Origin of the sequence: Bovifimicola ammoniilytica, from assembly GCF_025567085.1 — a bacterium.
Lineage (GTDB): Bacteria > Bacillota > Clostridia > Lachnospirales > Lachnospiraceae > Bovifimicola > Bovifimicola ammoniilytica.
Genome location: NZ_JAOQJN010000002.1, coordinates 201,777 through 216,001 on the forward strand (window position 1 = coordinate 201,777; position 14,225 = coordinate 216,001).

At 33.1% G+C, this 14,225-nt stretch carries 14 protein-coding genes; 12 read left to right on the forward strand and 2 right to left on the reverse strand.

The features are described 5' to 3' along the window. The 5 genes from OCV48_RS02745 to OCV48_RS02765 all read left to right on the forward strand — a co-directional run bounded on the left by OCV48_RS02745 (position 1) and on the right by OCV48_RS02765 (position 4,378). Positions 1-360, forward strand: a complete 360-nt coding sequence (locus OCV48_RS02745) for an Hpt domain-containing protein (RefSeq protein WP_021983064.1) — start codon at positions 1-3, stop codon at positions 358-360. Then, on the forward strand, positions 353-1,459 hold the full coding sequence (locus tag OCV48_RS02750) for a metallophosphoesterase (protein ID WP_021983065.1): 1,107 nt from the start codon (positions 353-355) through the stop codon (positions 1,457-1,459). The genes OCV48_RS02745 and OCV48_RS02750 overlap by 8 nt, the downstream gene beginning before the upstream one ends. A 5-nt stretch (positions 1,460-1,464) precedes the next feature. Further along, on the forward strand, positions 1,465-2,772 hold the full coding sequence (locus tag OCV48_RS02755) for a D-alanyl-D-alanine carboxypeptidase family protein (RefSeq protein ID WP_021983066.1): 1,308 nt from the start codon (positions 1,465-1,467) through the stop codon (positions 2,770-2,772). 59 nt (positions 2,773-2,831) lie between these two features. After that, on the forward strand, positions 2,832-3,857 hold the full coding sequence (gene queA / locus OCV48_RS02760; protein WP_021983067.1) for a tRNA preQ1(34) S-adenosylmethionine ribosyltransferase-isomerase QueA: 1,026 nt from the start codon (positions 2,832-2,834) through the stop codon (positions 3,855-3,857). A 161-nt stretch (positions 3,858-4,018) separates the two neighbouring features. Further along, positions 4,019-4,378: a PilZ domain-containing protein gene (locus tag OCV48_RS02765; protein WP_147591095.1), complete on the forward strand. Its 360-nt coding sequence runs from the start codon at positions 4,019-4,021 to the stop codon at positions 4,376-4,378. 653 nt (positions 4,379-5,031) lie between these two features. Here OCV48_RS02765 and OCV48_RS02770 read toward each other — a convergent pair. Continuing rightward, entirely contained in the window at positions 5,032-6,141 is a 1,110-nt protein-coding gene (locus tag OCV48_RS02770) for a prephenate dehydrogenase (protein ID WP_021983069.1), read from the reverse strand. Between the two features lie 250 nt (positions 6,142-6,391). Here OCV48_RS02770 and OCV48_RS02775 point away from each other — a divergent pair, with 250 nt between their 5' ends. Continuing rightward, on the forward strand, positions 6,392-7,948 hold the full coding sequence (locus OCV48_RS02775; RefSeq protein ID WP_394803219.1) for a DEAD/DEAH box helicase: 1,557 nt from the start codon (positions 6,392-6,394) through the stop codon (positions 7,946-7,948). Between the two features lie 151 nt (positions 7,949-8,099). On the opposite strand, the gene OCV48_RS02780 is transcribed toward OCV48_RS02775, so the two are convergent. Next, entirely contained in the window at positions 8,100-9,884 is a 1,785-nt protein-coding gene (locus OCV48_RS02780; protein ID WP_021983071.1) for an Rqc2 family fibronectin-binding protein, read from the reverse strand. 337 nt (positions 9,885-10,221) lie between these two features. On the opposite strand from OCV48_RS02780, the gene OCV48_RS02785 reads away from it, so the two are divergent. Genes OCV48_RS02785 through pgsA form a run of 6 tightly spaced genes read left to right on the forward strand, consistent with a single transcriptional unit; the run spans position 10,222 to position 14,224 of the window. Then, the gene (locus tag OCV48_RS02785; protein WP_021983072.1) at positions 10,222-11,100 is read left to right on the forward strand and encodes a YicC/YloC family endoribonuclease; all 879 of its coding nucleotides are present in this window, start codon (positions 10,222-10,224) and stop codon (positions 11,098-11,100) included. A gap of 56 nt (positions 11,101-11,156) precedes the next feature. After that, on the forward strand, positions 11,157-11,420 hold the full coding sequence (locus OCV48_RS02790; protein ID WP_394803226.1) for a DUF370 domain-containing protein: 264 nt from the start codon (positions 11,157-11,159) through the stop codon (positions 11,418-11,420). Further along, positions 11,410-12,042 (forward strand): guanylate kinase, encoded by a 633-nt coding sequence (gmk, locus tag OCV48_RS02795; protein ID WP_021983074.1) that lies wholly within the window; start codon positions 11,410-11,412, stop codon positions 12,040-12,042. Before OCV48_RS02790 ends, gmk begins: the two co-directional genes overlap by 11 nt. A 3-nt stretch (positions 12,043-12,045) precedes the next feature. Then, a complete protein-coding gene (rpoZ, locus tag OCV48_RS02800; protein ID WP_021983075.1) occupies positions 12,046-12,288 on the forward strand; it encodes a DNA-directed RNA polymerase subunit omega in 243 nt (80 codons plus the stop codon). Between the two features lie 27 nt (positions 12,289-12,315). Then, positions 12,316-13,638: a 30S ribosomal protein S12 methylthiotransferase RimO gene (gene rimO, locus OCV48_RS02805; RefSeq protein WP_147591184.1), complete on the forward strand. Its 1,323-nt coding sequence runs from the start codon at positions 12,316-12,318 to the stop codon at positions 13,636-13,638. Between the two features lie 37 nt (positions 13,639-13,675). Continuing rightward, positions 13,676-14,224 carry a CDP-diacylglycerol--glycerol-3-phosphate 3-phosphatidyltransferase gene (gene pgsA, locus OCV48_RS02810; RefSeq protein WP_021983077.1) on the forward strand — a complete coding sequence of 183 codons (549 nt, stop codon included), beginning with the start codon at positions 13,676-13,678 and terminating at the stop codon, positions 14,222-14,224. The last annotated feature ends 1 nt before the right edge of the window (position 14,225 follow it).

Below are 14,225 nucleotides of genomic sequence, written 5' to 3' on the forward strand. Positions count from 1 at the left end.
ATGGATTCAAGATACGGGATGCTTAAAGACGTAGGTATTGACATTATTGAATTAACTGATAATATGGGATTTGATGATAAAATGATAGAATATGTCTTTAAGGCTTTTCTGAAAGATGAAAATTTTGAAAAGTTATGTAAGAGTATAGAATGTAAAGATTACGAAACAGCATTTTTTGCGGCACACACTTTAAAAGGTGTGCTTTCTAATCTTGCTATAAAAAATTTACAATTAATTTGCAGTGATATTGTTGAAAAATTAAGACATAAGGACTATGATAACATAGATTGCGAATTTAAAGAATTTTGTAATATGTATAATGAAATACGTGATACGATAATGGAGGTATATGATGAATAAAAAGAAACCTTTAATAGGTTTGATCGGTGCTTCGGTATTAGCTGGAGGTGCATATGCATTTGTTAGAAATATCTATGGAGGAAGTAAATTTTTAGACAGTTATGTTGATAAAGTCAGTAAAATAGATGTCAATTCTACATTTGAGTTAGAAGAGGACGGATATTATGCAATTCGTAAGACAGATAATAAGCCATTCAGAGTATTGCAGTTAACAGATATTCATATTGGTGGAGGATATCTGTCAAGACACGAAGATATGCAGGCTTTAAGAATTGTTCAAAGAGCAATTGCAAGTACGAAGCCTGATTTGATAGTGGTTACAGGTGATATAGCCTGTGCTAAAGCACATATCTCTCTTTCAAGAAATAACTTGAACTGTTTCAGAATATTGACAAATTTATTAGAGAATATAGGAATTCCTTATGCGATTACATTCGGTAATCATGATGCAGACGGAAGATGCATCTATAAGAGAAGAGAGCTTGCTGACTATGTGTCAAAGAGAGAACATTCCTTAATGGTTGAGACAGAGAAAACAGAGGGTATAACAGGTTTTTCAAATTATCTTGTTAAGCTTAGAAATAAAAATGGAAAGCTTAATTCAGTTATCTATATGCTTGATTCTAATGAATATATTAAGGTTGAGCAGAAAAAAACTTATGATTATATCCATAAGGACCAGGTAGAATGGTATGCAAGTGAGACTATAAGAATTAACAGTGAAGAGGGCAGAAATGTTCCGTCGCATTTATTCTTCCATATTCCACTTAGAGAGTACAATGATGCATGGAATGCGGTAATCAATGCGGATAAATCGGCAGAGTATTATTATGGAAGCAGAGACGAGGCAATAAGTTGTTCGAAATCAGATTCAGAGTTGTTTGATAAAGTGCTTGAATTAGATTCCACTAAGGGAATATTCTGTGGTCACGACCATCTTAATGATTTCTCTGTAAGCTACAAAGGTATAAGATTGACATATGGACAGGGAATTGATTGTCTGTTATATGCTAAGAATTTATCAGAACATAAGGGTGCAACATTATTAAAGATTCATAAAAATGGAGATTTTGAGATTAAAGGAAAGAAGCATAGGTGAGATAAATGTTATATTACATATTAGGAATACTTGCTGTGATAGTTGTACATTTGATAACTTTCTTGAAATGTTATGAGAATGGTATCAAAGTGAACTGGTTACATATGTGTATGTCAGCAGGTTTTTCATGTTATATGGTGTATATTGTTGAATATTTACATAATAATGTAATTGAGAATGGAATAGGGCTGGCCAAACTAACGGTGATGTTTATACCGGCAGGAATATTTATGCCTATAATCTACAAGAGATTCAAATATTTTCTTATGAATATATTATATGTATTATGCGTGGGTGGATTAATTAGTGTACTTCAATATATTAATTGCAATAAATTTAATCCGTTAAATAATGTTTTTGAATTATTTGGTGTATTAATCGGCTTTATTTTCACTATGATTATTAATGAGATTTCACCGGAATTTCGAAAGAAATGTATAATAAAGAAGAGAAATAAACAAATCAGATATTTATCGTTTGAAGCTGAAACACTGGCATTATTGGTATTTGTATTATTCTTTGCAGGTGCAATAGTAGAGCGTATATCAGGCAGAGATATAGAGAAACAAAAGGGTGCCGTTGTATATGAACATGAAGATGAATATAAAGATATCTACTATGCTGATAAGGACAAGTATGACAGATATGATGCATATGCTAAGTTACATCCGGATATGAAATTAGAAGATGTAGTATGGAGAGTAGATGCTAATTTAGACCAGAAATTTTATGATGAGACATATACAACAAAGGCAGATGCGAACACTAAATCACCACTCCTTATTAATAAGTTCAACAGGGTATCTGAAGATTATAAGCCTGAAGAATTAGTAAGCATAGAGGGTGATTATGTAGCAACACCGGAGACGACTAAAGCCTATCATGAGCTTATTAATGCTTTAGAAGACCTTGGAATGAAGATATATGTTGTGTCTTCTTATAGAAGTGTTGAATATCAGAGAAATCTTCATAATTATTATCTTAAAAGTGACACTCCGGAAGAAGTGGATACTTATAGCTCAAGAGCAGGATACAGTGAACATCACACAGGACGAGCATTGGATATAAGTCAGGTAAGAGGTAATCTCAATGCTTTTGAGGGAAGTGATGAAGCTGTCTGGGTATATGAAAATGCATATAAATATGGTTTTATTGTCAGATATATGGACAATGAAATTGATGTGACGGGATATATTTTTGAACCTTGGCATATCACATATGTTGGAAAAGAAATTGCACAGACTATGCATGATGAGAAAATTACTACTTTAGAGGAATATGTTGTCAAATATGTTGACCATAAAAAGCCATAAAGCATATAGACATTCTATAATATAAATGTTATAATTTTTATTCAACTATGGAGGAAAAAATGAAATTATCTGATTTTAACTATGATTTGCCGAAAGAACTTATAGCTCAGGATCCGCTTAGTAACAGAGAATCATCAAGACTTATGTTATTAAATAAGGAGACTGGTGAAATAGAACATAAAATATTTAGTAATATTATTGATTATCTTAATCCGGGAGATTGTTTAGTCATTAACGATACAAAGGTTATACCTGCAAGATTAATTGGTACTAAGATAGGAACAGATGCACATATAGAAGTTCTTCTGTTAAAGAGAAGAGAGAATGATATATGGGAAGTGCTTGTTAAACCGGGTAAGAAAGCAAGACCAGGTTGTAAGATTTCGTTTGGTGACGGACTATTAACAGGTGAGATAATTGATGTTGTGGAAGAGGGCAACAGACTAATTAAGTTTACATATGACGGAATTTTTGAAGAGATTCTGGATAGATTAGGAGAGATGCCGCTCCCACCATATATTACACATAAGCTTCAGGATAAGAACAGATATCAGACAGTTTATGCTAAACATGAGGGTTCAGCAGCAGCTCCGACAGCAGGTTTACATTTTACAGAGAGTCTGCTAAAGAGAATTGAGGACAAGGGAATACAGATTGTCAGAGTTACACTTCATGTCGGACTTGGAACATTCAGACCTGTAAAGGTTGACAATGTATTAGAACATCATATGCATTCAGAATTCTTTGTTGTGGAGAAAGAAGCAGCAGACAGAATAAATGAAGCAAGAAAGAATGGTGGCAGAATAATTGCAGTAGGAACTACAAGTTGTAGAACTCTAGAGTCGGCAGCAGATGAGAATGGAATTATCCATCCAATGAGTAAAGAGACAGATATATTTATATATCCGGGATATAAGTTCAAGGCAATTGACGCATTGATTACTAATTTCCATCTGCCTGAATCGACATTACTTATGTTAGTATCAGCATTAGCAGGCAGAGAAAATATTATGAATGCTTATAATGAAGCTGTAAAAGAAAAATACAGATTCTTTAGTTTCGGTGATGCTATGTTTATCTCATAGTAATTAATGAGTTATATTATGTCAGAAAGTATATAAATGGGTTCTGGCAAGGAGGATTAAGTTGAATGAAAATATGTTATGAGGAGAAATGCTTTTAGAGGTATTCATTCAATTAAAATTTACCTGATTAGTTTCGGGAAAAATAAAAGCATAGTGAGTTTATGACACAGGAAAGAAGAAGAGCTAACAGAATGGACATCAATGCATGTATTAAGTTAAGCTCTGTAAGAAACAAAGGAAATTTAGATGGTTTAAAGAATGATGCATTTGAAGTAGAAGTTGTTAATTTATCTAAAGACGGACTGGCATTCAAAAGTTCTGAGAAATTAGAATTAAATACTTATTATGATACAACAGTTTTATTATGGACAAAAGAGAAATTCCAGACAGTTATAGAGATAGTAAGAATGGAAAACTATGGTGAAGAACAGACATTATATGGCTGTAGATTTATCGGCATAATGCCATCAGACCAGTTAAAGATTCAGATTTATGAAATGGTAAGTGAAATGGAAGACTAGGTTCATAATTATAATATCTATAATGCGATGCAATAAAAAAGTATTTCTACTAAATTGAATCATAAGATGAGGATGATTCGGTGATAGTAGAAATATTTTTTTCTTAATTAAATATTTATAGAACGCATACTTCGCACATACATAATAGAATTAAATTATCTGTATTAAGCAAATTTGCATATATAAATATTGAAACGTTTGTAAGAATTACTAATTTGTGAATATCCATTTTTCGGCTCTTTTGATTATTTATGTTCATTCAAGGTCCCTACACTTAAACCGATGTGTTCGTCTATGCCACACACTTGAATTATGACGTATCGTGTGAGAGTTAATGCCGTCAGATGCAAAAGGTCGGTGCAGTAAATTACCGTTCAAGCGAAGCGCGTTTGATTTACTGCACCGTAATAACCTCTGCAGATGGCGGCATTTACTCTCACTAGATTAAGAAATATGAAAGTGTGTGTCATAGACGTACATCTCGGTTTAACTGTATGTCCGTTGAATGTACACAAAATTAGAGCCGAAAAAAGATATCTCACAAATTTACGCAATTCTTACAAGGTGTTTCGATATTTATATATCAAATTTGCTTTAACAGATGAATATAAATTACATATGTATGTGCGAAGTCTGCGTATATAAATATTTAATTAACGAATATAAGTTTTATAGTTATAATTCTTTAATTTGCAATCTGCCTTATCAAGAGCTTCTTTACTATAAAATTCAATTTTAAGAACTCCGTCCTCAAATTCACGATTATGAATAATTCCAATATTTTTAATACTTATATCATTCTGTGCAAGGATTGTTGCAATGATTGAAATTGCACCTGATTCATCGATGATATCGCAATATAAAGTATATTCTTTAGTAATTGGACCACGTCTGTTATCAGAGAATGAATTTCTGTATTCGCGGCTTTCATGGAATAAATCATATATATATTCAGAATTACCTGAATTAATTGCATTTTTAATATCGCTAAGTGAAGTAATGTATTTATCTATTAATGTTACAATATTAGCACTGTTTGTTGAACAAATCTGCTGCCACATCTCAGGAGAAGATGAAGCTATTCTTGTAATATCTTTAAAGCCTCCTGCAGCAAGCAGCTTCATTGTTTCATCTTCTGAATCGTTATGCTTAACCAGATTAACAAGGCTTGCTGCAATCAGGTGAGGAACATGGCTTATTGCTGCAACAGCGTAATCATGTTCTTTATAATTAAGTACGATTGGAATTGCACCTATAGATTCAACTAATTCGTAGAATTCAGATATCTTGTCTTCAGGTGTTTCGTCAGTTGGTGTGATTGGATAGTAAGCATTTTCAAGCAAATATCCTGAAGCATTATTATAGCCTGTTTTCTCAGAGCCGGCCATAGGATGTCCACCTATGAATTGACGGTTTAAATGTCTGTCAGCAATTGCAACGTGAATATTTGTTTTAACACTTCCAACATCTGTAATTATGCAGTTTTCATTTATAATATCTTTTAGAATATCCAGATATGAAATATTATGCTCTACAGGAGTGCAGAGAAAGATATAGTCGCAATCTGAAAAGGATTCGTCAACTTTATCCGTAACTGAGTCGGCTGTACCATCATTAAGTGCAGTAAGCCTCGCATTTTCACTTCTGTTATATGCAAGTATTTTATGATTAGGGTGAACTCTTTTGATGGCTTTAGCAATTGAACCACCGATAAGTCCAAGTCCTATAAATCCTAATTTTAAATCTCTCATCTTAAGAACCATGCCTTCCTGATACTTAGTAGCTGATTAGTCCGACTATATAACATATAAATCAGACTTCAAACATTAGTTCATTTTGTATATAAATAATACAGTAAAAGTCTTTATAAATATCGTATGATATTATAACAATTTGTAAAAGTAATGTCAATTTATCTTGAAAATAACAATAGAAGCTAGTAGAATATATTCAAAATAAGGATTAGGATGTCAAAACATCTTAATTGAAAAAAGCATTTGGAATGGAGACAGAATGAAAAATACTATTAATAGTGCTACAGAAATAGTTGAAATGAGATATGAGGATTCAGCAATTGATAAAAGAATACTTCGTGGAATAAAGGAAATGGGTTTCGAACTTATGACACCTATACAGGCACAGGCTATTCCTTTATTGTTAGAAGGCTATGATATTATCGGACAGGCACAGACGGGTACAGGTAAAACAGCCGCTTTTGGTATTCCGCTTATTCAGAATATCGACCCGGAAGACAAACATATACAGGCAATCGTTTTATGCCCTACAAGAGAATTAGCTATACAGGCGGCAGAGGAATTAAGAAAATTAGCTAAATTTACACATGGAATAAAGGTACTTCCTATCTATGGAGGCCAGGATATTAATACACAGATAAGGTCACTTAAGACAGGAGTGCAGATTATAGTCGGTACACCTGGAAGAGTTATGGACCATATGAGACGTCATACTTTAAAGATGAATAATTTAAAGACAATGGTGTTAGATGAAGCGGATGAAATGCTTAATATGGGCTTTAGAGAGGATATAGAAACAATATTAAAGGGGATACCAAAAGAGCATCAGACAGCATTATTTTCAGCTACGATGCCAAAAGCTATAATGGATATTACTGATAAATATCAAAGAGATGCCAAGTTAATTAAGATTACACGTAAGGAGATAACAGTTCCTCTCGTTAAACAGTATTATTATGAAGTAAATGGTAAGAGTAAGGCTGACGTTGTATGCCGGTTATTAGATTATTATAATCCTAAGAGAACAATGATTTTCTGCAATACAAAGCGTATGGTAGATGAGCTTGCAGAAAAATTAAAGGGACGTGGATATTTTGCAGACGGACTTCATGGCGATATGTCACAGAGACAGAGAGATATGGTTATGAATCGTTTCAGAAATAATAAGACAGACATACTCATTGCGACAGATGTGGCAGCGAGAGGTATAGACGTAGATGATATAGAAGCTGTATTTAATTATGATGTACCGCAGGATATTGAATATTATGTTCATAGAATAGGAAGAACCGGAAGAGCAGGAAGAAAAGGCAGATCCTTTACATTAGTTGTCGGTAAAGAAATCTATAAATTACGTGAAATAGAGAAATCATGCAAGACAAAGATTAAATTAAGAAGTATCCCATCAGTAAATGATGTAAATGAGATAAAAGCACAAAAATGTTTAAATGATGCAATAGATGTCTTACAGAATAAGGATATAAGTAAAGCACTTAAATATGTTGAACAGAAAATCAATGATGATGATATAACAGCACTTGAATTAGCAGCGGCTTTCTTGCGACTTAATATGGGAGAAGAAGCTAAAGAAATTGAGAAAGTGGAATACAAGACTTCAGGCAAAGGATGTTTTTCAAAGAGAGCATATAATAATTCTGATAAATCTTCAGGCTCAAGAAAGAATGGTAAATCTAATAAATTATCAGCACAGAATAAATCAGATAAAAAGAAGAAAAATGACAGTCGCAATAAATCTGGCAAAAATGATAAGTCTGGAAGAACAGATAAAAAACAACGCATCCCATCTTCACGATAAAGTTGCCTGTAAATGAGGATTAGTATAAAAATTAATATCGTCAGATGCAAAAGGCAGGTATAGTAAAATGATGTTCAAGTAAAACACGTGTGAACTACTGCACCATAATAACATCAATTCCTCTGGCACAACGTGCCAGAGGAATAACAAGCTAAATTTCAGATTTGCCTCTGTGATGTATGCTGTTTGTGGTGCCAGTGACACAAAATTCAAGAGAATCAGGATTAACAGGCTTGCACATCATAGAATAATTAGTGTGGTAAATAACGAAGCCCGGTGCGGCACCGTTAACACGTTTTAAGTTCTTTTTCTGTGTGTAGTCTATTTCGACTTTTTTCTGATTGCGTGATTTTGAATAATATGCAGCTAAACCACCTGCTAATTCATATATGTTATCAGGTAAATCAGGGTTTTCTGATTTAACGATTACATGTGAACCGGGTACACCTTTGGTATGGAACCACCAGTCATTACCGGAAGCAATTTTAAATGTAACTTCTTCGTTTTGAAAATTATTTTTACCAATATATATATCATATCCCTCAGGTAATCTAAGATGAATTGGTTTGTTTGTGAATTTTGCTTTTTTATCAGAGGATTTTCTCTTAATATATCCATATTCAATTAACTCTTCACGTAGGGCTTTCAGGTCGTTTTCATCGGTTGCTATATCAAGTGATGTAGAGATTGATTCAAGGTGTTCAATTTCATTTTTAGTATCAATTACAATTTTTGAAAGTGCTTCATAAGTACGTTTGAGTTTACTGTATTTATCAAAATATTTCTTAGCATTTTCAAGTGCAGATAAATCAGGATTAAGAGGAATGGTTATCTCGGTATTATCGTAATAATTTAAACAGGTTAATTTCTTAGAACCCTCTTCTAAACCATAACCATATGCAGTAAGTAATTCACCATATAACTTATATTTATCACGCTTTTTAGTGTCATCTAACTGCTTTAACTGTAAGTCGTATTTTTTAGATTCTTTAGAAAACGCAGTAGTTACCACTTGTCTTAAATCAGAAGAACGTTTTCTTATACGCGTGATTAAATCTTTCTCAGCATAATATTTTTCAAGAACCTCACTTATAGATGAGAAGTATTTTGCATTGGAATTCTCATAAACCGAAAGAGGAAGAGCACTAAATTCCAAAGGTGCATCATCCTTATAATATATTACGGGTTTAAAATCAGAATTAATCACATCTGACATATAATTAGTGAAAATATTATATAAATGATATATTTCTGTATCATTTAGTGTGTTTGCAGGAATAGATGAATCTAAGCTTGCAAGATTAATAATATCCTCACTGACAATAGGACTTATACCCGTAATTGTCATATAGATTGCCTTAGAAATTGGCAATGCCTTACTTCGTATTGCTGTATCAAAATTGTTAAATTCAAGTTCAAGAGGGTTCAATTTCATATCAGCCATTGGAATAAAATATTCCCGTCCCGGTAAAACCTCTCGGACAGAACTCATTTGTGCATTAATATGTTTAATACTGTCAATTATGTGATTATTATCATCACAAAAGATAATGTTACTATGTTTGCCCATTAATTCAATGATTAGGACTTTTTTACATAAATCACCCATTTCGTTCAGATGCTCAATCTCTAAATTAATTACACGCTCAAGTCCGGGCTGATATATTCGTGTAATTCGTCCGTTGCTTATATGTTTTCTTAACAACATACAAAAACTTGGAGCAGTCAGAGGTGAGGGTTTATTCAAGCTTGTTAAATAGATAAGAGGCAAAGACGCACCTGCTGAAATCTGTAATCTGTATTGCTCTTTATTATTTTTTATGGTAAGAATTAATTCATCTTTTTCCGGCTGGGCAATTTTGAAAATTCTTCCGTTAATAAGTGTTTTATTTAATTCGGCAACAACTGCCGAAACTGTAATTCCATCAAAAGCCATAACATTCCTCATTTCTGAGCGACTTGCCTAGAAGAGGCGATGAGAAATTCGCACAGGCAATTTCTCATCTGCCGTAAAAGCTATTTGCTTTCGCTCATAAACAAATAGTTGTGTAAAAAAGTGTATAATAAATTTGAAATGTTTTCAAGGGGTAGTACAAAAGAATTATGTTTGTCATTATTTTTTGGATTTATCTGATATGCCTCAAGCAAACCTTGACGTTGTTTTTGAAATGTTTTATAATAAAATTTAGCTTATTATTTCTAAAATACAATGTATTTTTAGAGTATGGCCTGATATGAGAACAGAATGAAAATGTAAATGATTGGAGAAGAACATGGTTAAGAGTATGACAGGCTTTGGAAGAAGCGAATTGTCTGAAAATAATAGAAAACTTACTATAGAAATGAAATCAGTTAACCACAGATATCTCGATGTTAATATAAAATTACCTAAGAAATTTAATTTCTATGAGGCGTATTTGAGAAATCTGTTAAAACAGTATATTGAACGTGGAAAGGTCGATATATTTGTAACATATGAGGATAACTCAGAGAGTAGCGAGACACTTTGTTATAATGGAGCACTTGCTAAGGAATATGCGAAATATATCGAGCAGATGGGCAGAGAATTAAAGATTGAGAATGATATAACGACTTCTGCACTTATTAAATGTCAGGATATCTTCGTTATGCAGGAGCAAAGCATTGCTGAAGAAGAATTAGAAAAAATGCTTAATAGAGTATTCTGTGAGGCAGCAGAGAATTTTGTTAAGACCAGAGAGACAGAGGGTGAGAATCTTAAGACAGACATACTTGCTAAACTAGATGAAATGTCTAAATATGTTGAGTTTATAGAGGAACGTTCACCTAAGATTATTGCAGAATATAGAGAAAAATTAGAAACTAAAATCAAAGAATTACTAGACAACAGTCAGATTGATGACAGCAGAATAGTTACTGAAGTTACAATTTTTGCTGATAAGATATGCGTTGATGAAGAGATAGTCAGACTTAAGAGCCATATAGATGGAATGAAGAAATCACTTATAGATGGTGGCGCAATAGGAAGAAAGTTGGATTTTGTAGCTCAGGAGATGAATAGAGAAGCTAATACCATTCTTTCTAAGACAACAGATTTAGAAATTACAGATATTGGAATAGAACTTAAAACATCAATTGAAAAAATACGTGAACAGATACAAAATATAGAGTAATATATGTTGACTATTTTCAAAAAAATATATAGAATAGGGTGATGAATTTGCATAAGATGCTTAATATAGGATATGGAAATGTTGTGAATTCAAAGAAAGTAGTTGCAGTTGTCAGCCCTGATTCGGCACCTGTTAAGAGGCTGATTCAGAATTCTAAAGACGAGGGCATAGCTATAGATGCTACACAGGGAAGAAAGACAAAATCTGTTATTATTACTGACAGTAACTATATTATATTGTCGGCATTGGTGCCTGATACGATAGCAGGACGATTTAATGAAAGTATAATGCAGGGAAAGGAAGATAATAATGAAGAATAAAGGCGTACTTACTATTATTTCAGGTTTCTCGGGCGTAGGTAAAGGTACACTTGTTAAAATGCTTCTTGAGAAATATGATAATTATGCACTTTCTATATCAGCAACTACCAGAGAACCACGAGTTGGCGAACAGGACGGTGTGAATTACTTTTTCATAACTAAAGATGAGTTTGAGAAGAAAATTGATAACAAAGAATTACTTGAATATGCACAATATGTTGGTAATTATTATGGAACACCCAGAAGATACGTTGAAGAACAGCTTAATAATGGCAAAGATGTTCTGTTAGAAATTGAGATTCAGGGTGCTATGCAGATTAAAGAGATAATGCCTGATGCAATGACTATATTTGTAATGCCACCTGATGCTAAGACGTTAAAAGAGCGTTTAGTAGGAAGAGGCACTGAGAGTATGGAAGTTATAGACGAAAGACTTAAAAGAGCTGTTGTTGAGTCTCAAGGCATTGAGAAATATGATAATATTTTAGTAAATGATGATTTAGAAGAAAGTGTTAAAGAGTTGCATTCAATTATTCAGGCGAGCCATAACAGTTCGTTTAGAAATATAGATTTTATAAAAGAGATAAGAGAAGATATAAAGGTCTTTTCGAAAGGAGAATAAAATATGTTACACCCATCTTACACAGATTTAATGGAAGTTGTTAATAGCGAGGTAGAACCAGGAGAACAGCCAGTAGTACAGAGCAGATATTCGATTGTAATGGCTACTTCAAAAAGAGCAAGACAGATTATTGCAGGAGAGGAACCATTAGTAAATGGTTGTGGAAAGAAACCTCTTTCAATTGCAGTTGAGGAACTTTATAAATCAAAAATCAGAATAACAGGTGACGACGAAGAGGAAATTTAATTATTTATGAGTAATGATAGCAATAAGATGAAGATTTTGTTTATATCTTTAGGCTGCGATAAGAATCTTGTGGATTCAGAGGAGATGTTAGGGTTGCTTAATCGTGAACATTTTGAATTCACAGATGATGAAAGTGAGGCTGATGTAATAGTTATTAATACCTGCTGCTTTGTAAATGATGCAAAAGAGGAAAGTGTTAATACTATCTTACAGATGGCTGAGTATCGTAAAAGTGGCAGTTGCAAGGCACTAATTGTTACAGGTTGTCTGGCCCAGAGGTATAAGACAGAAATTTCAGATGAAATACCTGAGGTAGATGCGATTCTTGGAACAAGTTCATATGACAAGATTGTAGATGCAGTAAAGAGTACAATTTGTGGAGAAAAATATGAAAAATTTAATCCATTAGATGAACTTATTGTAGAAGAAAGCGAAAGGGTCGTTACTACAGGAGGTCATTATGCATATATTAAGATTGCAGAAGGCTGTAATAAATGTTGCACGTATTGTATTATTCCAAAGATAAGAGGAAGATACAGAAGTGTACCAGAGGAAGACATTCTTAAAACGGCAGAGAAGCTTGTTGAAAATGGTGCAAAGGAACTTATACTTGTTGCGCAGGAGACAACACTTTATGGTGTTGATTTATATGGCAGAAAGATGTTGCCTGATTTGCTTAAAAAGATTTGTAAGATTCCGGGACTTATATGGGTAAGAATTTTATATTGTTATCCTGAAGAGATTACTGATGAACTTATAGAGGTTATGAAGAATGAACCTAAAGTCTGTCATTATATTGATATGCCAATCCAGCATGCAAGTGACAAGATCCTGAAAGCAATGGGACGACGTACAAACAGAGTAGAATTAACTGAGAGAATATTAAAAATTAGAAAAGAGATTCCTGATATTGTTCTTAGAACAACATTAATTTCAGGCTTTCCGGGTGAGACAGAAGAAGATCATGAAGAGATGCTTGATTTTGTTGACGAGATGGAATTTGAACGCTTAGGTGTATTTGCATATTCGCCTGAGGAAGATACGGCAGCAGCCGAGATGCCTGATCAGATAGATGAAGATATTAAGATTAAGAGAAGAAATGAAATTATGGAATTACAGCAGGAGATTGCATTTGAGAACGCTGAGAACATGATAGGCAGAGATTTGCTTGTTATGATAGAGGGAAAAGTTGTTGATGAAAATGCATATGTAGGAAGAACATATATGGATTGTCCTAATGTTGATGGAAATATCTTTATTACGACTGATGAGGAACTGATTACAGGTGACTTTGTAAAAGTTAAAGTAACAGGTGCAGCAGAATATGATCTCATTGGCGAGATTATATAATTAATCAAAAAAATATACGGAAAGGTAGAATAATGAGATGAATTTACCTAATAAATTAACGATGTTCAGAGTCTTTATGATTCCATTTTTTGTTATATTTATGTTAGTGAATGTGACAGGTGAATATGATAAATATATTGCTGTTGCCATATTCATTATTGCAAGTCTTACAGATATGTTAGACGGAAAAATTGCCAGAAAATATAATCTGGTAACTAATTTTGGAAAGTTTATGGATCCATTAGCAGATAAATTGCTAGTTTGTTCGGCACTTATCTGTTTAATCGGTGATAAATTACAGGCATGGATTGTGATTGTAATTATCAGCAGAGAACTGATTATCAGTGGTTTCAGAACAATTGCAGCAGATAATGGAGTAGTTATAGCAGCAAGCTGGTGGGGAAAATATAAGACAACATCGCAGATGCTTATGATAATAATTATGATTGTGAATCTTAATTATAGCTGGTATGGAACATTAGAATATGTATTTATATATCTGTCACTTGTTCTTACAATTATCTCACTTGTAGATTATCTTGTTAAGAATAGACAGGTGCTTGTAGATGGAAGCACAGGTAAATAAA